The 21237-nt window shown below is 68.2% G+C and carries 10 protein-coding genes; 2 read left to right on the top strand and 8 right to left on the bottom strand.

What is annotated here, in order from left to right:
* Nucleotides 1-98 precede the first annotated feature (98 nt).
* The gene (locus BOO69_RS05750) at nucleotides 99-1409 is read left to right on the top strand and encodes a GumC family protein (protein ID WP_071971125.1); all 1311 of its coding nucleotides are present in this window, start codon (nucleotides 99-101) and stop codon (nucleotides 1407-1409) included.
* Nucleotides 1410-1435: 26 nt separating this feature from the next.
* On the opposite strand, the gene BOO69_RS05745 is transcribed toward BOO69_RS05750, so the two are convergent.
* On the bottom strand, nucleotides 1436-2740 hold the full coding sequence (locus tag BOO69_RS05745) for an oligosaccharide flippase family protein (protein ID WP_071973664.1): 1305 nt from the start codon (nucleotides 2738-2740) through the stop codon (nucleotides 1436-1438).
* Between the two features lie 151 nt (nucleotides 2741-2891).
* Here BOO69_RS05745 and BOO69_RS05740 point away from each other — a divergent pair, with 151 nt between their 5' ends.
* Nucleotides 2892-4088, top strand: a complete 1197-nt coding sequence (locus BOO69_RS05740) for a glycosyltransferase (protein ID WP_071973663.1) — start codon at nucleotides 2892-2894, stop codon at nucleotides 4086-4088.
* On the opposite strand, the gene BOO69_RS05735 is transcribed toward BOO69_RS05740, so the two are convergent.
* Genes BOO69_RS05735 through BOO69_RS05705 form a run of 7 tightly spaced genes read right to left on the bottom strand, consistent with a single transcriptional unit; the run spans nucleotide 4085 to nucleotide 21134 of the window.
* Complete coding sequence (locus tag BOO69_RS05735) at nucleotides 4085-4939, bottom strand: glycosyltransferase family 2 protein (RefSeq protein WP_071971123.1); 855 nt, start codon at nucleotides 4937-4939, stop codon at nucleotides 4085-4087. The genes BOO69_RS05740 and BOO69_RS05735 overlap by 4 nt on opposite strands.
* Nucleotides 4912-7449 carry a hypothetical protein gene (locus BOO69_RS05730; RefSeq protein WP_071971121.1) on the bottom strand — a complete coding sequence of 846 codons (2538 nt, stop codon included), beginning with the start codon at nucleotides 7447-7449 and terminating at the stop codon, nucleotides 4912-4914. Before BOO69_RS05730 ends, BOO69_RS05735 begins: the two co-directional genes overlap by 28 nt.
* Entirely contained in the window at nucleotides 7446-8402 is a 957-nt protein-coding gene (locus BOO69_RS05725) for a hypothetical protein (RefSeq protein WP_071971119.1), read from the bottom strand. Before BOO69_RS05725 ends, BOO69_RS05730 begins: the two co-directional genes overlap by 4 nt.
* 4 nt (nucleotides 8403-8406) lie before the next feature.
* Nucleotides 8407-9084, bottom strand: a complete 678-nt coding sequence (locus BOO69_RS05720) for a 4'-phosphopantetheinyl transferase family protein (protein ID WP_071971117.1) — start codon at nucleotides 9082-9084, stop codon at nucleotides 8407-8409.
* Entirely contained in the window at nucleotides 9077-13696 is a 4620-nt protein-coding gene (locus BOO69_RS05715) for a MupA/Atu3671 family FMN-dependent luciferase-like monooxygenase (protein WP_071971114.1), read from the bottom strand. The genes BOO69_RS05720 and BOO69_RS05715 overlap by 8 nt, the downstream gene beginning before the upstream one ends.
* Nucleotides 13693-14685: a glycosyltransferase family 2 protein gene (locus tag BOO69_RS05710; RefSeq protein WP_071973662.1), complete on the bottom strand. Its 993-nt coding sequence runs from the start codon at nucleotides 14683-14685 to the stop codon at nucleotides 13693-13695. Before BOO69_RS05710 ends, BOO69_RS05715 begins: the two co-directional genes overlap by 4 nt.
* Entirely contained in the window at nucleotides 14685-21134 is a 6450-nt protein-coding gene (locus BOO69_RS05705) for a type I polyketide synthase (RefSeq protein ID WP_071971112.1), read from the bottom strand. The genes BOO69_RS05710 and BOO69_RS05705 overlap by 1 nt, the downstream gene beginning before the upstream one ends.
* Between the last annotated feature and the right edge of the window lie 103 nt (nucleotides 21135-21237).

Raw genomic sequence — 21237 nt, 5'->3', positions numbered from 1 at the left:
GTTTGTGCCTCAACTTCGCCCGAATTCGATGGTGTAAGACGGAAAACCCCAGATCGGCCGCGCCGTTCAGGGGTCATTTGCATTGAGGTGACGGGCACATGGGACCAATCTATTCCCTGGCAGACTTCCTGGACATGGTGCGCCGCCGCATCGGGATCATCTCGTTCGTCTTCATCGCGGGATGCTTCCTGTCGCTGTACTGGGCGCTGTCGCAGCCGCATGTCTACGAATCCGCCGAAGTCATCCAGATCGAACAGCCCAAGATCGCCGGTTCGCTTGCCCCCTCCACGGTCGAGGCGTCCTCGGCCAGGAGGCTTCAGCTGATCCAGCAGCAGCTCATGGCGCGGGACAGCCTGAGCGCGATGATCGAGAAATTCGACCTCTTTGCCGACCTGCCGGCGCTGCGTCCGTCCGAAAAGGTGGATCTGCTGCGCCGCTCGGTGACGATCAACGGTGTGGCGGCCACCCGCGAAGGCTTTGCCGACGATGGCACCATCGCGGTGCTTACCATCACCGCCCGGTTGGGCGACCCCGAAAAGGCACAGGCCGTCGCGCATGAATTCGCCGACCGCACCCGCGATCTGGCCGCCGCGCAGCGCCGTGAGCAGACCCGCGAGACGCTCGAATTCTTTTCCGCCCAGGAGGATCAGCTGATCGGGGAGATCGCCCGACTGGACGAGGAACTCGCCGCCTACCGCAGCGCCAACGACATCTCCATCGAAGGGAGCCTGGAATTCGTCCGCTCCGAGATCGCCAGCATCAACGACGCGCTGCTTGAACTGGACCGCGAGATCATCGCGACACAGCTGGCGCGAAGCCGGATAGACCGCAACGCCCGGGCGGAGACGATCGCGCGCGAGGAAGCCGACCTAGACGCGCAGATCGACAGCCTCACGACCCAGCGCGAGTTGCTGCAGGACCGCCGCGCCGAACTGGCTGCCAGCATCGAAACGACACCCGAGGTGGAGCAGACGCTCACCAAGTTCCAGCGCCGGATGGAACAGCTTCAGGGGCAGCTGGACGTGATCGCCACCCGGCGCAACGAAGCCGAGGTGGGATTTTCCCTCGAGAATGCGGCGCGGGGCGAGCGGCTGACGACACTGGAAGAGGCCCGCGTGCCCGACTACCCCATCAGCATGAGCCGCAAGAAACGCGCGGCGATGGGCGCGGCGGCCTCGCTCATGCTCGGGCTCGGCCTCGCCTTCCTGCTTGAACTGCGCCGCCCCGTGATCCGCACCGCCCGCCAGATGGAGCGCGAGACCGGGCTGGTGCCCGTCGTGTCGATCCCGGAGGTCGGACGCATCAAGCGGCGCAGCGGGTTGTCCAAACTCTGGCAGGACCGGGCCGAGGCGGGCCAGCGGGGGCGCAACGCCCGGCTGGCGCGGCAGGCCGATCCGGGACAGGGCTGAGCCGCCGCGCGACCGACCCGCAAGGGTCAGGCAAAGGCGGTCAGCGCCTGCAGCGCCGCCATGTGCAGCCACAGCGCCAGGACGGTGGCGATTCCGCCCAAGACAAAGAACAGCAGATCGTGGCGCGCATCCCAGACGTGATGCGCCCGGGCCAGCCAGATCAGCACCAGATGCGACAGCGCCATGGCGAGCCCCATGCCAAGAATCGCGCCGACCAGCCCGCCCTGAAAGGCACCCAGCAGAAGCAGGGAGACCTGAAGCGTCGAGCGCAGCGCGGAATAGATGAAGAACCGGCGCGAGTCCCCCGCTGCAAGCGCCGCCTGGTCATAGGTCATCCCGATCACCTGCGGGATCAGCGCCAGCCCCAGCAGCACGACAACCCCGCCCGCGCTCTCGTACCGGCTGTCGTACAGCAGATCGACGAGCCACGGACCGATCAGGGCCATGACGACCAGCATCCCCCCGACCCCCAGCGTCAGGCCATACCGCAGCCGCGCGAGCCGGTCCGGCGCCGCCCCCTCGCGGTAGACCGGTATCATCACACGCCCCGTCACGTTCAGCCCCAGCAACAGCGGAAAACTGGCAAGGAAGTAGCCGATGTTGTAGATGCCCAGCGTTTCAAGGGTCAGGAACTTTCCGAGGATCGCCTTGTCACCCTGGCTGGCAAAGAACCAGAACAGCGTGGACAGGAAGATCCACTTGCCGAAATGGATCAGCTCGCTCGCGGCGGTCCGTTCCCAGCGAAACCGGTTGCGCAGGCCCGGCAGGCCGAAATGCGTCAGCAGCAGCTTGGCCCCTGCCCCCGCGACGCCGCCGATCACCAGCGCCAGGACCGATTCCATCACGATGGCCAGGACGATCATGATGATGATCCCGATCACCTGCGACGCGAGGTCCAGCACCGTCAGCCGCCCCACCAGAAGGTGCCGTTGCGCGGTCTCGATGCGGGTCGGGTTGAAGCCGCCGAGGATCAGCGCCAGCGCCGCGATCGGCAGGTACCGGGCCAGATCGGGCTGGTCGTAGAAGACGGAGACCGGATAGGCCATGGCGCAGGCGGCCAGCCACAGGAGCACGCCGCGGATCACCTGTATGGTCCAGGCGGTATTCAGGAAATCCGGGTCGTCGCCGCGCTTGCTCTGCGAGATCGAGGGCGTGATGCCGACGTCGGAAAACAGCGTGAGACCCACGGTGATCACGCTGATCAGGGCCATCAGGCCGAACGCCTCGGGATAAAGCAGCCGGGTCAGGATCAGGTTCGACGCGAGGCGGATGGCCTGTGACGCCCCGTACCCCAGCACGATCCACGAGGCGGAGCGCAGGGCGCGGGCCATGAGGCGATTGCCTTTCAGCACATCGAAAACCCGCGCAAACACTCGAAAAACGCCTCACTTCTGCCTCAGGCGCTGCATAATGCGTCCTTGCGTCCTGCGCCAGCGTCATGACATGGCAATGGGGCAAAGTTGTGAAAGCCGGAAAAAGACCGTGAAAATCGCCTACGTTCTCAATACGTATCCCCAGCCGTCGCAGAGCTTCATCCGCCGCGAGATCCGCGCACTGGAACGGCAGGGGCACGAGGTGACGCGGATCGCCATGCGCCCGCACGATGGTCGGCTCGTGGACACGCAGGACCGGCACGAGGCAGACCGGACCGACTACGTCCTGTCAAAGGGGGCTTCGACCCTTGCCGGCGCGGCGCTGCGTGCGCTGGGCCGCGCTCCTGCCGCGTTCGTGGCCGCGATGCGCGTCGCGTGGCAGATGGGCCGGGTGTCCGAGGTCGGGCGGCTACGTCATCTGATCTACCTCGCCGAGGCCGCGCAGGTCGCGCACCAGTGCCGCGCCGCCGGGATCGACCATGTTCATGCCCATTTCGGGACCAATGCCGCGGCGGTCGCGATGCTGTCCCGGATGCTGGGCGGGCCGGCCTATTCCTTCACCGTCCACGGCCCCGAGGAGTTCGACGCCCCGCGCGCCCTGTCGCTGGGCATGAAGATGCGCCGGGCCGCCTTTACCGTCGCGGTCAGCCACTTCGGACGCTCCCAGCTCATGCGCTGGGCGGACCCGGCGGGGTGGGATCGCATCCACGTGGTCCACTGCGGCATCGAACCTGCGCGCTTTGCGAACCCCGTCCCGCTGCAGGGCGGACCGCGCCGCGTGGTGGCCATTGGCCGGCTGGTGGAGCAGAAGGGCCAGCTGGCGCTGGTTCAGGCCATGGCCCAAGTCACGGCGGACCTGCACCTGACGCTGCTGGGCGACGGCGAGATGCGCGGCCAGATCGAGGCCCTGATCGCGGATCTGGACCTTGGCGCGCGGGTGACACTGACGGGCTGGGTGGACGAGGCACGGGTCAACGCTGAACTGGCCGCCTCCCACGCGCTCGTGATGCCCAGCTTTGCCGAGGGTCTGCCGATGGTTGTGATGGAGGCGATGGCCGCCGCACGACCGGTCATTGCCACCTATATCGCCGGAACACCCGAACTGGTACGCCCGGACGAAACCGGCTGGCTGGTGCCCGCGGGCGACGTGGCCGCCCTCGCCCGTGCGATGGAAGACCTCGCCGAGGCCCCGCACGACCGCCTTTGCCGAATGGCCGATGCCGGACGGGCCCGCGCGCTGGAACGCCACGACATAGACATCGAAGCGGCAAAGCTCGCAGGGCATATGACGGCGGCGAAAGACTAGCGCCCGCGCGCCCAGCGGTCGGTGCTGCGCAGCACCGGCAGGTTGATCGCGGCGCGGACCGCGCAAAAGGCGGCGAAAGCTGCCGGATCCTGAAACGCCCGCCGCCAGACGGGCCTTGTCCCACCCGGCGGATCGTCATGGGTCACGAGTTCGGGGTAGCGGCGCGCGATCTCGGCCACGCCGATGTCCTGTCGCCGCCGGACCTTCACCAGCCGCGCAAAGCCTTCGACCATCGGCCAGTCGTAGGAGGCCGGGACGGACAGGCGTTCCTCGGGGGTGAAGTTCAGCCGCGCAAACGTGTCGTCCGAGATGATATCGGGCCAGTCGCCCCAGCGCGCCCGGCCGTTCCTGTTCATCGCGAACACCCCGAAACCCGGCACCCCCCTTGTCATGAACGGGGTGGTCAGCCAGAACCTCGTGTAACGGCGGGTCAGCGTGTCCTCGGGGACGGTGACCCGCGGCCGACCGCTGGCGTAACGTGGCGCGTCGGTGTCGAGCGCCTCTGCCAGCTGCGCGATCAGCGGCGGTGACACGGTCACATCCGCGTCGAGGTAGATCAGCACCGCACCGCCGGCTGCCGCCTCGCCCGCGTTCCAGGCCCCCAGCTTGTCGCCCTTCGCAAGCTCCAGCACCATCAGCTCCCAGCCCCGCGCCTGCGTCTGCGCCGTGAAACCGCGCGCCACCTCGGCGGTTTCGTCGGAACAGCCGTTGGCAATCACGATGACTTCCACGCCCCCGGCGACATCCTCCGACGCCAACAGCGCCCGCAGGCACCCCGGCAGATAGGCGGCCTCGTCATGGGCGGGGATCAGGACGCTCGTCCTCACTGGAACGCCACCAGCGCATCCCATCGCGGATTGTCGTCCCCAAGGAATCGCAACGCGCCCCAGGATCCCCACTTCGTCGGGGCGTAGACGTCCGAATAGGCGTTGAAGAGTTGCCCGCCGACGGCCTTCCACCCCTCCAGCAGCGTGGTGTAGAGCGCGCCCATCTGCGGCGAATAGTTGAGCGCCTGGAAGAAAGAGGTGAGTTCCGCGTCATCGACCATCGCGCCGATGCCGACCACGTGGCTGCCGCCCTCGTACATCACCAGGTCAAGGCCATGCGCCTGCGCCACCTTGGCGTGATAGGGCCAGACCCGCGTGATGAGGTCTGCCACCGTGTCCTCCGTCGCGCCGCTGACTCCGCCATCCCGCAGCTCGCGCGCCGCAAGGTCAAAGGCGAAATCGAAACGATGCGCCGCGACGTAGTCTTCCGCCGCCGTCCCGGTCAGCCCTTCCGCCTGTGCCGCGGCTTCGGCCCTCTTGCGGCTTTCGCCCAGCCAGTCACGCACCATCGGCGCGCGTTCCGCCGTGCCCAGCCCGGCCGCGAAATAGCCCGACACCGCATAGGCATCGAACGCCTCCACGGGGGGTGGCAGCCCCTCCGCCACCGCCAGCGGCGCGGTCAGCGCCTCGGTCTCGAGGCCCAGCCATCCGGTCTGGCTGGAAATCACGTTGACGAGCCGCGCGCGGTCCTCCCCGGCAAAGACCTCGGCCCACTGGCGCGCCACGTCCGCCGCACGCAGGCCGTAGTACTGCATCCACTTGTCCTGCTGATCCCAGCGCGCCCGCGACTGCACATCGGCCCAGCGGGCCTGTTCGAACTGCCAGTTCCAGACCTCGTTCGAAAACTCCACGTAGACCTTCAGCGCGGGGTCCAGCCGCGCCTTCACCAGCGACGCGAATTCGCGGACGAAATCATCGTCCGCAAGATGCGGCACATTCACCCAGAGGTCTGTTTCCATCGCGTTGGCAAGATCGACCATCACCTCGATGGGCACACCCCCTGCCCAGGTCGCGTCATCCGGCATGGGCCGGTCCGCCCAGCTGGCGAGGGTGGAATCGTTGGTCTCCATCCAGTCCATGACCCGCAAGGCGCTGAACTGGCCGATGCGCGTGGTCCAGTCCGGGTTGAAGACCGCACCCGCGGCGAAACGGTCGAGGTTCTCCTGCTTGACCACCGATATGGCGCGCGGCGGGTCCGACGTGTTGATCCGCTGGATACGGATGTCGACGCTGCCCGGACCGGGCGTGTAGTCGAAGGTCACCTCGCCGTCGCCGTAGCGCACGTTCTCGGCCCGGCCCGTCACCTCGATCACGCCCTTGCCGTCGAACGCCAGCCGGTAGCGCCCCGCAAGCGATTGCGCCTCGGGAGGCATGTCGGTGAGGATCAGCGTGCCGATGCTGCTCAGGGTGCGGGGCTTGCGCAGCGGCCAGCCGTCGTCGTCCAGGAACCCGCCGGCCAGCAGCTCCTCGTATTCCATCCCCCCGAACCGGCCCGGTTCATGGCCGATCCAGCGGCGCGCGGTTTTCATCAAGTCGATGAAAGGCGCCTGCGTGCTCCAGTCCGTCACCGCGGCGAGCCCGATGGCCACGCGGTTCGTTCCCTCGACCTCCCCCTGCGCCGCGGCGACGAGGTCGGGCGCGGGTGTCTCGGGCAATGCGGGCGGGCCCGTCGGCGCAGTCGGACTCGCCCCGGCGGCCACCGGGCCACTGGCGGGCGGCACCGGGGCCACCACCGTGCCGCCGTAGGCCTTCACCGCCTCGAAGGCGACCCGCTGCAACTGGCGTGCCAGATCTTCGTCCGGGGTGTCGAAGGGCTGTCCCCAACGGTCGTGAAAATCCGTGGGCAGGCCCAGCGGATCCTGTCCGGTCAGCGTCGCGTATTGCACCATCGCGACAAAGTAGTGGCCTGTGTCGTTGAGATGGATGTCATCGGCAAACAGCGCCGAGATGTCGGTCAGCCCCGGTATCCGCTCCGCCGCGATCTCGTCATGCAGCCGCGCCATCGCCTGACCCGCCGGGATCAGGCCGACCACGGTGCTGTCATCGCGCGTGACGGCGGCAACCTGTTTCACGATCTCCTCCCAGGCCGGTAGATCCTCGTCGATCCGCGCGCGCCAGGGTGTGCCTGCGCCCTCGTCATTCTCGACCGGCGCACCGGTCCCGCTTTTCAGCGAATGCCAGGTTTCCTGCACGTAGATGTGCACGTCGGGATTGGCCGAGGCGGCAAGACCCGCAAAAGCCTGCGCATAGACAAAGGTATCGGACCACTTGAGATGGTTCGCCAGGGGGATCGCCTCGGTCATGATGACGTGTGTGGTACCGCCTTCCGGCAGGACCGACCGCGCGTCGATGCCCTCGGCATTGGCGGATTCGTTCCAGTTGTACTGCAAAGGCGCGCCATTGATGATCTGCGCCCGCACGGTCCCCTCGCCGGTTCCGGCGCGCAGGGCCTCCTGAAGCATGTCGGGGCCGTCCGTCCCGAAGAGGCTGTGACCGATCATCACGACCGATGCGGCGATGCCCAGCAGGCTCATGCCGCCACACCGGTCTCGGGGTGGCGCGCGACGACCTCCCGAACCACCTTCTGCATCGCCTTTGCGGCCTCGGCGGACGGCGCAGTCGCCGCGCTGCCATCGGCGCGGTTCAGCGCGTGAGGGAGCCCGCGCGGATCACGGTGATACAGCACCGCGTAATGTGTCAGTGCCACCAGATAGGCCCCCAGATCGTTGAAATGAATGGTATCCGGCGTCCCGTCCGCCCGTCGCGTGAAGAGATCATGCAGACTGGTGATACCGCCGATGCCGCCCGCCGCCTCGACCTCCCGGACGAAGGCGGCCATGACTTGCCCCGCCGGGATCAGGTGAATGGGGGCATCCGTCGCTGCAAGCGCCGGGTACTTGACCCGCCCTTGCCAGAATTTCCGCAGGTCACGGTCGATCCGGGCCAGCCAACCATTGCCGTCGTCGGTGTGATGCCACGTTTCGTAAAGGTAGATCCGCGTGCCCGGATTGGCATCCCACGCCAGCCCGGCCCATCGGGCAAGATATTCGGCGGAGTCGTGATACCGGATCGCATCGCGGATCTCGACCATTTCGGTCAGCACCAGCGCATCGTAGTCCCCGGACCGCAGCGCCTCCTTCGCGGGGCGGAACCGGTCGTGTGCGTTTTCCTCGGCGAAGCCGTTGATCGGCACCTCCGGTTCCCAGTGGTCCCTCAGCGACGTGCCCCATCCCAGTTGCGTGTGATAGCCGTGCCCCGGCCCGGCAAGCTGCGCCAGCATCGCGGGCATGTCCCGCCCCACGAGACTGTGACCCAGATGATAGACATCGAGAGCCCCGGCCGGCGGGCTGAGCGGCTCGGCATAGAGCGCCTCCGCCTCCGCCGCGCCATGCCGGCGGCCGCGGGTCATGTACGCCGCCCCGGCGCCCAGAGAGAGCGTGAGCAGCGTCAGGCCGGTAAGGGCAAAGCGGCGCGAAACGGGTTCCATCGGGTCAGGCTCCTTTGCCGGGACGTTGCCCAATCGCAACTCCGGTGACAAGATGCCCGGCCACTTCGGCGATCCGGCCCGGCAGGCTGTCGCCGACCGCGAAGGGGCCCACGGGCTGCAGGAATCGCGCGGCAAAGCGGCCGGCATCGGGCTCCAGCGTGACGTCCAGCACCTCGAATCCGAACAGCGCGCCCGTCAGGGCGAACTGCGCCTTGTAGACCGCCTCCTTGGCCGAGAATATCATCGTGGCGAAACGCTGTTCCGGGATAGAACCGGATCTTGATATTTCCATTTCCGAACAGATGGTTGAAATCATTTCCTCATCCATCGGATGATCTTCCTCTGCATCCAGGCCAAGCGCGCGGACCCGATCCGACACCACGGCGATGCACAGGCGCCGGGTGTGCGTGATGCTGCCCGCCACCCCCGGGGGCCAGAGCGGCGCACGGTTGTCCTGCATCGGGATGGGTTGCGCCGCGTGACCGGCCTCTGCAAGGGCCAGCCGGGCGGCCGCCCGTCCCGCCGCGAATTCCCTGCGCCGGTCCGGAACCATGCCCGCCAGCGCCGCCTCCTCCTCGGGAAACAGGCCGGGCTGCGGCATCGACGGGTCGCTCAGGCCCACCGCCACCGGCCCGTCGAACAGGCCCCGGACCGCGCGCTGGAGGGCGGCGCGGTCAGGCATCCGCCCCGCGCCGCGCGGCGCGCATGGCCCGGCGCTTCCGGACGATATCGGCCGTCTGCGGCGGCAGTTCGGGCATGGCCTGACGCAGTTCCGGCGCCGGACCGGCCGACCGGGCCTCAGGCGCCGCCGGTCGTCTCCGGGCCGCGCCGCCACTGGCCCGGTCGATGTGTCCGGCAAGCGCACCCAACGTGGGAAAGCGGAAGATGTCGGTGATCGACAGGCTCACGCCCCCCAGTGCCGCCTTGATGTCGCGGTGCGCCTGAACCGCCAGCAGCGAATGGCCACCCAGCGAGAAGAAGTTGTCTTCCGCCCGGATATCGGCCACGCCCAGCAGCCCGGTCCAGACCTGCGCGACGCGCTGCAACGTTTCCGTGCTTGCCTGCGCCGGGGCGTGATCCGCCACCTGCGCCGCCTCCGGCGCGGGACGCGGCACGGCAACGCGCGCAGCGGGCGCAGGCAAGGCCTTGCGGTCGATTTTCTTGTTGGGCGTCAGGGGCATGGCGTCCAACCCGACGATGGCGGCCGGCACCATGATGGCAGGCAGATCCTGCGAGAGCGCCGCCTTGGCCGCGGCTTCGCTCACCGCGGTCTTCGGCGTGACATAACCGACCAGTTGCGCACCGCCCGGCCCCTCGCGGGCGATCACCACGGCCTGGGTCACCCCCGGCAGCGCCGCGAGGCGCGCCTCGATCTCTCCCAGTTCGATCCGGTGGCCCCGGATCTTGACCTGCGCATCCGCGCGGCCCGCGAAATGCAGGCATCCCGACGCATCCCAAGACACCACGTCGCCCGTGCGGTAAAGCCGCCCCGTGCCAAAGGGATTCTGCACGAACCGCTCTGCCGTCATCTCGGTGCGGTGCCAGTAGCCACGCGTCACACCATCGCCGCCGATCCAGAGTTCCCCTGCAACCCCAATGGGTTGCGGTTGCATCTTGTCATCAAGGATGAAGACCTGCGTATTCGCGATCGGCGTCCCGATCGGCGCGGTGACAGCGTCGGACCCGCCGATCATCTGCGTCGTCGACCAGATCGTCGTCTCCGTCGGGCCGTACATGTTCTGGATCCGTGCCCCGCTGTGCGCCTGCAACGCCGAGACGAGCGAACCGGGCAGCGCCTCTCCCCCGATCATCAGGTGCCGCACACTGCCAAGCGCCTGCTGCGCTTCGTCATTCGTGACAAGCATCTGCGCCATCGACGGGGTGCATTGCAGATGGGTCACCCCGTGGCGCTGGATCTGCGCGGCGATGGAGAAATCGTCATCCGCCAGCTCGGTCCCCTGGTTGACCTGGGCAAGCACCTGCGCGAGCGGCTTCAGCCCTTCCAGCACGTCGGGAACGGCGATGCCGTAGTCGATCAGACACGCCACCTCGTCCACGCCGATCGCCTTGAGCTCTTCCGCCCTTGCCACCCCGTCCGCCACGGTGCCGAACAGGCCGCTGTCGTTGAAATAGCGCTGGAAGGCGAATTCGAGGATCGCGTCCATCTCGTCGTCGGAAAGACCATCGAGGTTCACGTCGAAGGGATTGGTGGCACCTTGGGGCTTCTTGAAGGCGGGAAACGCCCATGCGTACTGCTTGATGAGCCCGGCGGCCGAACGCAGGTAATCCTTCATCGGCTCACGGGCCACCGCCTCGGCCTCCTCGCGGGTTTCGGCCAGATAGGTGTGCAGCATGACCGTCACCTTGAAATCGGCCGGGTCGTGGCCCGCTTCGCGCAGTGCGGCGTGATAGATGCCGATCTTGTCCGCGACCTCGTTGATCGACTGGCCCAGAAGATGGGTCAGCACGTTTGCGCCGATCTCGCCCGCTTCCTTCCAGGTCTGCGGATTTCCCGCCGTGGTGACCCAGATGGGCAAGGTTTTCGACACGGGCCGCGGCTGCGTGACGACCGCGTGGTGGGTGCCATCCTTCTTGTTGAACGCGACGGCCTCGCCCGACCAGAGCCGGCGCAACTGGTCGATGGACGTGTACATCGCCGGTTTGTTGTCCGGCGGCGTGTTCTCGGGCCGCAGCACGAAATCATCGGGTTGCCAGCCGCTCGCGATGGCCAGCCCGACGCGCCCGTTGGTCAGGTTGTCGATCACCGCCCATTCCTCGGCGATGCGCGCGGGATGGTGTAGCGGCGCGACGCAGGACCCGGCCCGGATCGCCAGATTCGATGTCACGGCGGCGACCGCGGCACCGGTGACGGAGGGGTTCGGATAGGGGCCGCCGAAGGCGTGGAAATGACGCTCGGGAGTCCAGACCGCGTTGAAACCGTGCGCATCGGCGAATTTCGCACCTTCCAGCAGCAGCTCGTACTTGGCCGGACCGACGCCATCGTCGTTGCCCCAGTAAAAGATGTTGAAGTCGATGCCCCGCCCTGACGACGCAAGCGGGCCGTTCGACACCAAGGTGCGGCTTTCGTCGCCCGTCAGCACCAGCTTGATCCCGCGCGAAATCGTCCAGAACAGCTCCAGCACGGAGATGTCGAAGGACAGCGATGTGACCGCAAGCCAGACCGAGCCTTCGTCGTGGTCGATCCGGTCGTCCATTCCGGCAAAGAAATTGGCGACATTGCCGTGCGTCACCATCACCCCCTTCGGGGTTCCCGTGGAACCGGAGGTATAGATCAGGTAGGCAAGATCGTCGGGGCGCGCGACAGGGTCGGGATCGCTGTCGCTCTCCGCGCCGTGATCCGCGTCCACCATGACGACTTTCGCCGCGTTGTCAGGCAGTTGCGCCGCGATCTTCGACTGCGCGACGATCAATGGCGCGGCGCTGTCGGCGATGTAGTGGGCGATCCGGTCCGCCGGGTACGCCGGGTCGAGCGGGACATAGGCGCCGCCGGCCTTGAGAATCGCAAGCGCGCCGATCAGCAGGTCAGGACTGCGCGTGCAGTAAAGCCCGATCGGCATGCCCGGCTCTGCCCCCTCTGCACGCAGCCGGTGCGCCAGCCGGTTCGCGGCGGCGTTCAGGGCGCGATAGCTGAAGATTTCGTCCTCGAACACCAGTGCCGCCGCGTCCGGCGTGCGCGCTACCTGCGCTTCGAAGGCCGCGTGGATCGTCACGGCATCGTAGGGCCGGTCCGTGGCGTTCCACTCGACCAGCATCCGTCGCCGTTCGTCTTCCGGCAAGGCCCACACCGCGCCGCAGGTGTCCGCCGAAGGCAGTGCCGCGAAGGCCGCGTTCAGACGGGCGGCCAGCAACCCGGCCGCTTCCGCGTCCATCCGCGCGGCATCGTAGAAAAGCCGCCCCGAGAGAGAGACGGTCGCAGCCGTGCCCGGGACCAGCCCGTCCGCCTCTGTCAGGCCCACATCGGGCATGGCGCTGGGGTCGATCCGGGGATCGCGCAGGCCGAGATCGGCGGCCCGTCCCCCGCTCTTGCTGGCGCGGTCAAGACCCGCGGCAACCGCGGCCGCCACGTCTTGGGGCCGCGTGTCGTTCTCTGCCGCCACCGCGAGGGGAAGCCACGGGGCGGCAAGCGGACCCTGTCCGCCCGCGGGCAGCGCCAGCAGGGCGGCGTCCTGCCCCGCCGACCGCAGCGCGACCAGCGCGGCAGCGACAGCGATCTGGCCCTGTTCGAGGGTCCCGGTCTCCAGCGGGATCGTCGCGATATCCGGCGCCTCCGACCCTGCACCGGCCAGCAGCAGCTTCCCGGGTTCGTATGACGCCAGCAGACCGCGCCAGTGCGCTTCGCCATCGACGGGCATATCGGTAAGGCTGGGAGCCGCCAGAACGTCCCCCACCTCCAGCCAGCGGGTCAGGTCGACCGGCGCACCACTGAAATCGACCGGATCGCTCAGGCGGACAGCCTGTGTCGCCGTGCCCACGGTCACGGAACTGCGGCTGACCTCGATCACCGTGCCGGGCGCGGCGCTCTGCCGGGTCAGGTCGAGACCGCCGATCACGACAACCCGCTCGGCCAGTGCCAGCTTCGGCAGACCGAGGGGATTCCAGTACTCACCGAAGTCGAGACCGCGCACCAACGCCGACAGTTCCCGTGCGGGGCGCGCGAAATCCAGCACGCCCTGACCGGCCGGTCTGTCGTCACGTGCGAAATAGCTGCGTTGGCTCAGGTCCTGCGGCTTGCGGTCGAGCGTGCCCGCCTCGAGCTGCGACAGCACCGTGCCGAAACTCTCCATACCGGCGGCATAACACTTGGAATTCAGGCTGAATGCCGTGTCATCCGGGGCGATGTCCACGCGCTTTCGCGCCAGCAGGTCGCCTTCATCCACGCCGCCTTCGATCACGTGCCAGGACACGCCGTGCCGCGTCTCGCCGTTGATGATCGCCCAGGCGGGCGTGTTCAGGCCGGCATAGGCGGGCAGCGGGCCGTCGTGAAAATTGATGGCTCCCTTGGCAGGCAGAGCGAGCACATCCTGCGGGATCATCCGCAGGTTCGCGATGCTGAGCAGCCAGTCCGCGCGCACCTCCGCCCCCAGCAGGTCGCGCGGGGCGTCGAACGTGGCGATGCCGTGGCCCTCGGCCCAGCCCCGCACCGTGGTGTCCCGCGTGACCACGGCGACGACACGGTGTCCGCCGGCGAGGATCATGTCTCCGCAGGCGATGGTGAGGCTTTCGTCGCCGATCACGATGGCGCTGAAACCGGCGGGCTGGAAAGTGGCGGTCATGGTCTGTCCTCCGTTGCGGTGCCACGGGGCGGGGCGCCGGCGATGCCCGGCCGCAGCCCAAGACCGTGGCGCGCCAGATCGCGGGTGAAATGGGCCGGGTCCTGCGGTCTGCGGCCGGTCAGCGCGCAGCGCAGCGCGTGCAGGGCCGACCCGCCGAGCCGAGCGGCCCAGGCGGCGGCGGCATAGGCCCGCCCGTGTGTCTTGACGAAGTAGTGACGCCGCGATGCGAACCAGTACGCGGGCATGCGCTGCCATTCCTTCATCCCGGTCGAGACCGACCCGATGTGCACCACCCTTGCCTCGGGCACGTACCAGCAGGTCCAGCCCGCGCGCGCCGCCCGCTTCATCAGATCCGTTTCCTCGAAATAGAGAAAGAAGGTCTCGTCGAATGTGCCGATCTCGTCCAGCGTTGCGGCGCGGATCATCACGCTGGCCCCCGCGACCCAGTCCACCTGCGTCGGCCCGGTCGGCAGCGGTGGCGCGACGATGGCGTGGCGCAGCAGGCGCGACACGGGGCCGAGCCGCATCGCCCCCTCGAACTCGCCCGCGATCGACGGAAAGCGGAAAGCGGTTGTATGCGGCACGCCGTCCTCGCCGCGCACGTGGCTGGCGGCAAAGCCGGCTTCGGGATGACGCCCGAGGTGGTCGAGCAGCGTGCGGATGCAGCCGGGGTCCGGAAAGGCGTCGGAATTGAGCAGGTAATAGAAGTCGGGCGCGCTGCCGTCCGACATCCGCTGCGCCAGCCCGATGTTGCAGCCCGCCCCGAAACCGCCGTTCCGGTCTGACTGGACGAGGCGCAGGCGCGCCCCGAGGTTCCACTCCGACGCGGCGCGTTCGAAGATGACCATCGACCCGTCGCCGGACGCGTTGTCGACGATGACAAGTTCGGCCTCCGCCGGCATGTCGGCCAGCGCCGACTGTGCCGCCCGCAAGGTCATCTGCGGCGTGCGGTAGTTCAGCAGCACGACAAGAACGCGGGGATCTGCCATCATTCCGCCGCCGTCGCCCGCACGTCGTCATCCCGCAGCAACGCTGCCGCGATCACCTCGCGCAACTCTTGCGCCAGGACCGTCACGTTGGGCGCCAAGACCATGCTCACGTGATCGCCCGGCACTTCCACGACCTCCATGTTGGGGGCAAACTTGCGCCAGTCGTTGTCCTCGAACACGTATTCACGCTCCGCCGACACCCAGTTGCCGCCGGTCACCTGCCAATGCAGGTCCATCGGAGGCCGGAACAATGTCATCGGACCGTCCCATGCGGGCGTGCGGTACTGCGCCACCGCGCCGAGAAACGCCGCCTGGATCTTGTGATTGTTGAACTCCGCCCCCGGCGCGTCCTGCCCCGGCTGATGCAGGCCGCGGCGTTTCTCGATTTCCCAAGACCAGCGGTTGCGCGCCCATTCGGCCAGGTAGGCGGGCCCCTTGCGCCGAAGTTCGGCCAGCTTGATCAGCGCCTTGTCGGGCCGCGACAGGGACGGGCGTACCGGCAGCGGCGTGTCGAGCATGGCCAGCACCGCCACGTCGTCACCCGCGGCGCGCAATTGCTGCGCCATTTCGTAGGCGGTGATGCCGCCACCGGAATACCCGGCGAGAATATAGGGCCCCTCCGGTTGCAGACGCTTGATCTCCCGCAGGTAATCGGCTGCCGCCTCCTCGATCGTGAGATGCGGCGGCGTGTCCCCGATCAGCCCGCGCGCCTGAACCCCGATCACACGGCGTTCGGCGGTGAACGGCAGCGCGAGGTGGCGCAGGTTCAGGACGTTTCCGAACATGCCCGCGACCACGTAAAGGGGCGCGGCCTGCTTGTGGGCACTCTGGTTCAGCGGGACCAGGAACTCGAACTTCTCGGGCGCGGGCGCCGCCGCCCCGTCTTTCGCCAAGGTGCCGGCGCTTCCGGTTTCCGCCGCGATCAGCGCCGCGCATTTCCCGATCGTGGGCGCTTCGAACAGCACTGAAATGGGGAATTCGACCTTGAACTCGCGCTTGACGCTGGCAAACAGGCGCACCGCGATCAACGAGTGGCCGCCAAGATCGAAGAAGCTGTCCTCGACCCCGACGGGGCTGACGCCGAGCAGACCCTCCCACATTTCGGCAAGGCGTTCCTCGATCCCGTTGCGGGGGGCGACATAGCTGCCGTCGAGGTCCGGGCGCTCGAAGCTCTGCCCGCTTTTGAGCGGCGCCTTCACGGGTTGGTCGGCCTGCGCGATCAGGGCGTCCAGCGGCAGGGACGAGACCATGACCTGCGGCCGCCTGAGCGAGAGGGCCCGGCGCAGTGCCTCGGGGCCTTCCGCCGCGCGGATGCCCTGCGACACGAGGTAGGCCAGCCGTTCCTCGGCGGCGGACATGGGCGCATCCCGCTCCGCTTCGTCCTCCAGCCGGACTTCGCCGGCTGTCAGAGGCGGGGTTGCGAACCCACCCTCGAGGCGCTTCATCTCGAAATCGCGCACCTCCACCAGCACGGTGCCGGCTGGATCGGTCACCGTCACGTCGAAACGGGCGAACCCATCGGCGGCATGGCCGGCCGCCAGACGCACATGCGACCAGATCTCGGCCGGAAGCGGGCCGTGCACCCGGATCAGGCCGTAGGACACCGGCACCCACAGGTGCGCCGCCGCGTATCCCGGCACCAGCGAGATGGCCCAGCCGGTCGCGAGGTCCATCAGACCCGGATGCAGGAGGTAGCCGTTTTCGAGGTCGCCCCGGGCCTCTTCCGGCAGGGACAACGTGGCGAGCCCCTCGGCTGCGCCCAATGCCGTGTGACGCAGGACGTGCCAGCGCGGTCCGAAGGACAGATGCGCCTCCTGCGGCGAGGTCAGGCGTGTCTCTCCGCCCTGCGCCACGTCCGGGCAGCGCGCCGCGATCGCGTCGAGGTCCAGCGCGACGGGTCGCGCTTCGGCCAGCGGGGCCAGTACCGCCTGCGCATGAAGCTGCCACCCCGGCTTGCCCGAGAAGACGCAATCGCTGCGCAGTTCGACGGCGACCCCCCGATCGCGGGGCGACAGGGCAATCTGCATCTGCCTCGGGGTATCCTCGGCCACCGGCATGGCGCGGAGAAAGTAGAGATCCTCGATATCGAAGGAATCCATTCCCTGTGTCGCCGCCGCTTCGGCCAGCAACTCGACATAGCCGGTGCCCGGCAGGATCGCCTGCCCTTCCGACGTCCGGTGCTGGTCCAGTACCCAGTGCCCGGTATCGAGCGGCGCGGTCAGCACCGTGTCGCCCCGTGTGTCGGATCCCGCGGATCGCAGCAGCGCCGCGTCCAGCGGCCGCGCCGGCAGCACGTCACTGGCCGTGCCCGGCAGCGCGTTCGCGGCCATGCCGACGTCGGCCCAGACGCCCCAGTTCACCGCGACCACCCGCGTCCTGCCGCCCCGCCGCGCGGCGGCAAAGGCATTGAGCCATGCGTTCGCGGCGACATAATCCACCTGCCCCGCCGCGCGCGTCGCCGTCGACGTGGAGGAGAACAGAACCAGCAGTTCGAGCGTCCCGTCCGGCAGCAGCTGGTCGAGCACCCGCAGGCCCTGTACCTTGGGCGTGAGCACGGCATCCATCTGGGCGTCGTCCTTGCCCAGCATCGGCGCATCGTCCAGCACACCGGCGGCATGGATCACTCCGGTCAGGCCGCCGTGACGCGCCGCCACGTCGTCGAGCACCCTGCGCATCTGCGCGAGGTTGGCCACGTCGCCTCCCGCCACTTCGATCTGCCCGCCGCGCGCGCGGGCGATTTCCTCGAGCCGCATGACGGATTGCATCCGGCGGGCGGTGCGATCAGCGGTACCGTGCCGCGCGATATGGTCCTGCCACGTCGCACGGGGTGGCAACGCCTCTCGCGACAGAAGGATCACGGTCGCCCGGTGCCGCGCGAGGATGTCGGCGGCGAGGGTCTGGCCGATCCCGCCAAAGCCGCCGGTGACGAGGTAGGTGCCGCCGTCGCGGAAATCAGCACCTTCGGCCTCGGTCAGCGGCAGGGGTTTGTACCCCATCTCGTACCGCTTTTCCCCGCGGTAGGCCACGATGCGCGACCCCGCTGCCGACATCAGTTCCTCGATCAGCCGGTCGGTCAGGTCGGCCCGCGCCGGGGCGGTTTCCGACCGGTCGAACCAGCCGCGACGCGCCGTGACGGGGGCACTGTGGGGCAGGTCAACCTGCGTTGCCGTCACCTCGGCCAATTCGCGGGGGATGACCCCCACCGGCCCGGTGACCAGCGCCTTTTCGGGATGCGGAAGCGCCTCGGTCCCGACCTGTGCCGCGCCGCTCGTGAACACGATCAGCTGGAGCGTGCCGTCGATGCCCGCTTCGGTCAGCGCCTGCCCCAGCCACGTGAGGCTCCAGAACCCCTGTTCGATGTTGCGATCGAAGACGGAGGAACCGGGCCGCGGCGCGACCGCGTCGTCGGTCAGCCAGAAATGTGCGATCCGGTCCGGTATCAGCGCGCCTTCGCGCAGTGCCGCGATCAGTTGGTCATAGCCCGCCCTGCCCTGTTCCGCTGCCAGCGTGAAACCGTCTTCGGCCACGCGGGAAAACGCGTCACCCGCGCGCACCGTCACGACCCGGTGGCCCGCCTCGCGCAGGCGGTGGATGACGGGCGCGGACAGGCCCGCGTCATCCTCGAAGACAAGCCATGTCAGCGGTTGCGCGCCGAGATCGGCAAGCACATCGAGGTCCACGTCGGCGAAAGCGGGTTTCCACGCAGGAACCGCGCCCCAGTCCGAGATGTCGTCGGACCGTGTCAGGGCGGGCTGCGGGAGCGCTTGCGCGGCCACACCGGGCGCGATGAAATAGCTGGCCCGCTGGAAGCGGTAGGTCGGCAGCAGCACGCGGTTGCGCCGCGCCTCGCCCCAGATCTGCGACCAGTCGGCCCAGACGCCGCAGGCCCAGAGCCGCGCGAAAACGGTGATGAAGTAGAGATCGTCGGGCAGGTCCTGCTCCGGATGACGAAGCGAGGACAGGACCTGTCCCGTCGCCACCGACGGGTGCATCTGCGCCAGCGAGGACAGCGCCTTGCCCGGCCCGACCTCAAGGAACACGCGCTTGCGCGCCGCGCTTAGCGTGGTGATGCAGTCGGCGAAATTGACGGTGTTGCGCAGTTGCGCGACCCAGTAATCGGGGTCCGTGGCCTGTGCGGCCGTGATCATCTCACCCGACCGGTTGGAGGCAAAGGGCATCTGCGGCGCGCGCAGGTCAAGACCGGCAAGGAAGTCGCGGTAACGGCCGAGGATCCCCTCCAGCATCCGGCTGTGGGCGGCGATGTCGATGGCGATGCGCTGATGGTCCAACCCGGCCTTGGTCAGGCGTGCCTGCATCTCGTCCAGCGCGGCCTGCGGCCCGGATACCGCGATCAGTTCGGCCGCGTTGACCGATGCGATGTCGAGATCGTCACCCAGCAGCGGTTCTATGTCCTCCAGCCGGGCGGAGATCGACAACATGCCGCCCGCCGGCACCTCGTCGAACAATCTCCCGCGCAGCAGCACCAGGTCGATCAGGTTTTCAAAGCTCATCACGCCGGCAAGGCACGCGGCGACGTTCTCGCCCATCGAATGGCCCACCATCGCCGCAGGCTGCACGCCCCAGGACATCCAGAGCTGCGCCAGCGCGTATTCGGTAATGGCGATCAGAGGCAGCTGCGCCGAGGGCTTCTTCAGGGTGCGATCCGCCGCGGCGCGGTCCGCGGGCCGGGGCAGCCAGAGCGCACGAATATCGTAGTCGAGCTGCGGCTGAAGATGCGCCAGACCCCGGTCCATCCAGTCGGCAAAGACCGGCTCCGTCTCGTAGAGGTCGCGCGCCATCCCGGCGTATTGCGCTCCCCCGCCGGGAAACATGAACACCACCTCGGGGCTGTCACCGAGGGTGTCGTGGGTGAACACGCGGCGGGAGTCGCCCGCCTCCAGCAAATCGGCGGCCTCGGCGTGGGTGGTCGCGACGACGACCCGCCGCTTGTCGAAGGCGCGGCGGCCTTCCTTGAGGGTGAACGCCACGTCGGCCAGCGGCTGTTCGGGATGGGCGCGCAGATGCGCGGCCAGCGCGGCGGCATTGGCATCGAGCGCGGCGCGCGAGCGGCCCGAGATCACGAGCGGATGAAACGGCCAGTCGCTGTCATCCGAGGCGGCCCGCTCGGGCGCTTCCTCGATGATAGCATGGGCGTTGGTGCCGCCCACGCCCAGCGCGTTGATCGCGGCGCGGCGCGGCGTCTCGCCGCCCGGCCAGTCGGTCAGCCGGTCGTTCACCCGGAACGGGCTGCCTTCGAAGGGGATGGCCGGGTTCGGAGCCTCGAATCCCAGCGATGGCGGGATCTGACCGTGGTGCAGCGCCAGCGCGGCCTTGGCAAAGCCCGCGACCCCCGCCGCCGTGTCCAGATGGCCGATGTTGGTCTTGACCGAGCCGATGCGGCAGAAATCCGCGGCGTCGGTCCGGGTCCGGTAGGCCTCTGTCAGGGCCGCGACCTCGATCGGGTCGCCGAGGTAGGTGCCGGTGCCGTGACATTCCACCATGCCGATGCTCTGCGCCGCGACGCCAGCCGCATCCAGCGCCGCCGTGATGGCCGCCGTCTGGCCGTCCACCGACGGGGCGAGATACCCTGCCTTGGCCGCGCCGTCGTTGTTCACCGCCGACCCCTTGATCACCGCCCAGATGTGATCGCCGTCCGCCACCGCATCGCTGAGCCTGCGCAGCGCCACGCAGCCCGCGCCGGAGCCGAAGACGGTGCCCTGCGCGCGATGGTCGAAGGCATGGCAATGCCCGTCCGGCGACAGGATCTCGTTTTCCTTGAACAGATACCCCCGCCCCTGCGGCAGCTCGATCGTGACGCCGCCCGCCAGCGCCATGTCCACTTCGCCCGCGCGCAGCGCCTGCGCGGCATAGTGGATCGCCACCAGCGACGTGGAACAGGCCGTCTGCAGGTTGATCGACGGTCCCTTGAGGTCGAACACGTGGCTGACCCGCGTCGACAGGAAATCCTTGTCGTTGCCGGTATGACGCAGCAGGAACATGCCCACGTCGTCCACCAGATCGGGGTTGGAGCAGATGTTGAAATAGAAATAGCTGCCCATGCCGCAGCCCGCGTAGACACCGATGTCGCCCGCGATCGTCTCGGGCGGATGACCCGCCTGTTCCATCGCCTCCCACGCGACCTCGAGAAACTTGCGGTGTTGCGGGTCGAGAATGGCGGCGTCTTTTGGGGAGAACCCGAAGAACTCGGGGTCGAAGGTCTCGAATCCCTCCATCGGCGCGGCCGCCGGCACGTAGTTGCGGCGCGCGATGTTCTCGGGGCTTTCGCCCGCGTCGAGCAGATCCTGTTCCGACAGGCGGCGGATGCTTTCCACCCCGTCGCGCAGGTTGGCCCAGTAGGCATCCACTCCGGCGGCACCCGGTACGTTCACCGACATGCCCACAATTGCGATGTCCTCGCCGAGCGGCGTGCGGTTGCGAGACGTCTTCATGTTCAAATCATCCCCGGCCTGTGCGTGCGGCAGGTCTGGGCCCCATGTCCGAGTTCAGAAATACCGGGTGTATCAACAGGCCAATTAAGGCAATTTTATGCCT

This window comes from Sulfitobacter alexandrii (genome assembly GCF_001886735.1).
GTDB classification, from domain to species: Bacteria; Pseudomonadota; Alphaproteobacteria; order Rhodobacterales; family Rhodobacteraceae; genus Sulfitobacter; species Sulfitobacter alexandrii.
The sequence above is the reverse complement of the archived record's forward strand: the minus strand, read 5'-3'. Positions and strand labels throughout refer to the sequence as shown.

Coding starts and splice junctions, on each gene's coding strand:
- BOO69_RS05750 (WP_071971125.1), top strand. CDS start 99: ATGGGACCAATCTATTCCCTGGCAGACTTCCTGGACATGGTGCGCCGC.
- BOO69_RS05745 (WP_071973664.1), bottom strand. CDS start 2,740: ATGGCCCGCGCCCTGCGCTCCGCCTCGTGGATCGTGCTGGGGTACGGG.
- BOO69_RS05735 (WP_071971123.1), bottom strand. CDS start 4,939: ATGGGATGCGCTGGTGGCGTTCCAGTGAGGACGAGCGTCCTGATCCCC.
- BOO69_RS05730 (WP_071971121.1), bottom strand. CDS start 7,449: ATGAGCCTGCTGGGCATCGCCGCATCGGTCGTGATGATCGGTCACAGC.
- BOO69_RS05725 (WP_071971119.1), bottom strand. CDS start 8,402: ATGGAACCCGTTTCGCGCCGCTTTGCCCTTACCGGCCTGACGCTGCTC.
- BOO69_RS05720 (WP_071971117.1), bottom strand. CDS start 9,084: ATGCCTGACCGCGCCGCCCTCCAGCGCGCGGTCCGGGGCCTGTTCGAC.
- BOO69_RS05715 (WP_071971114.1), bottom strand. CDS start 13,696: ATGACCGCCACTTTCCAGCCCGCCGGTTTCAGCGCCATCGTGATCGGC.
- BOO69_RS05710 (WP_071973662.1), bottom strand. CDS start 14,685: ATGGCAGATCCCCGCGTTCTTGTCGTGCTGCTGAACTACCGCACGCCG.
- BOO69_RS05705 (WP_071971112.1), bottom strand. CDS start 21,134: ATGAAGACGTCTCGCAACCGCACGCCGCTCGGCGAGGACATCGCAATT.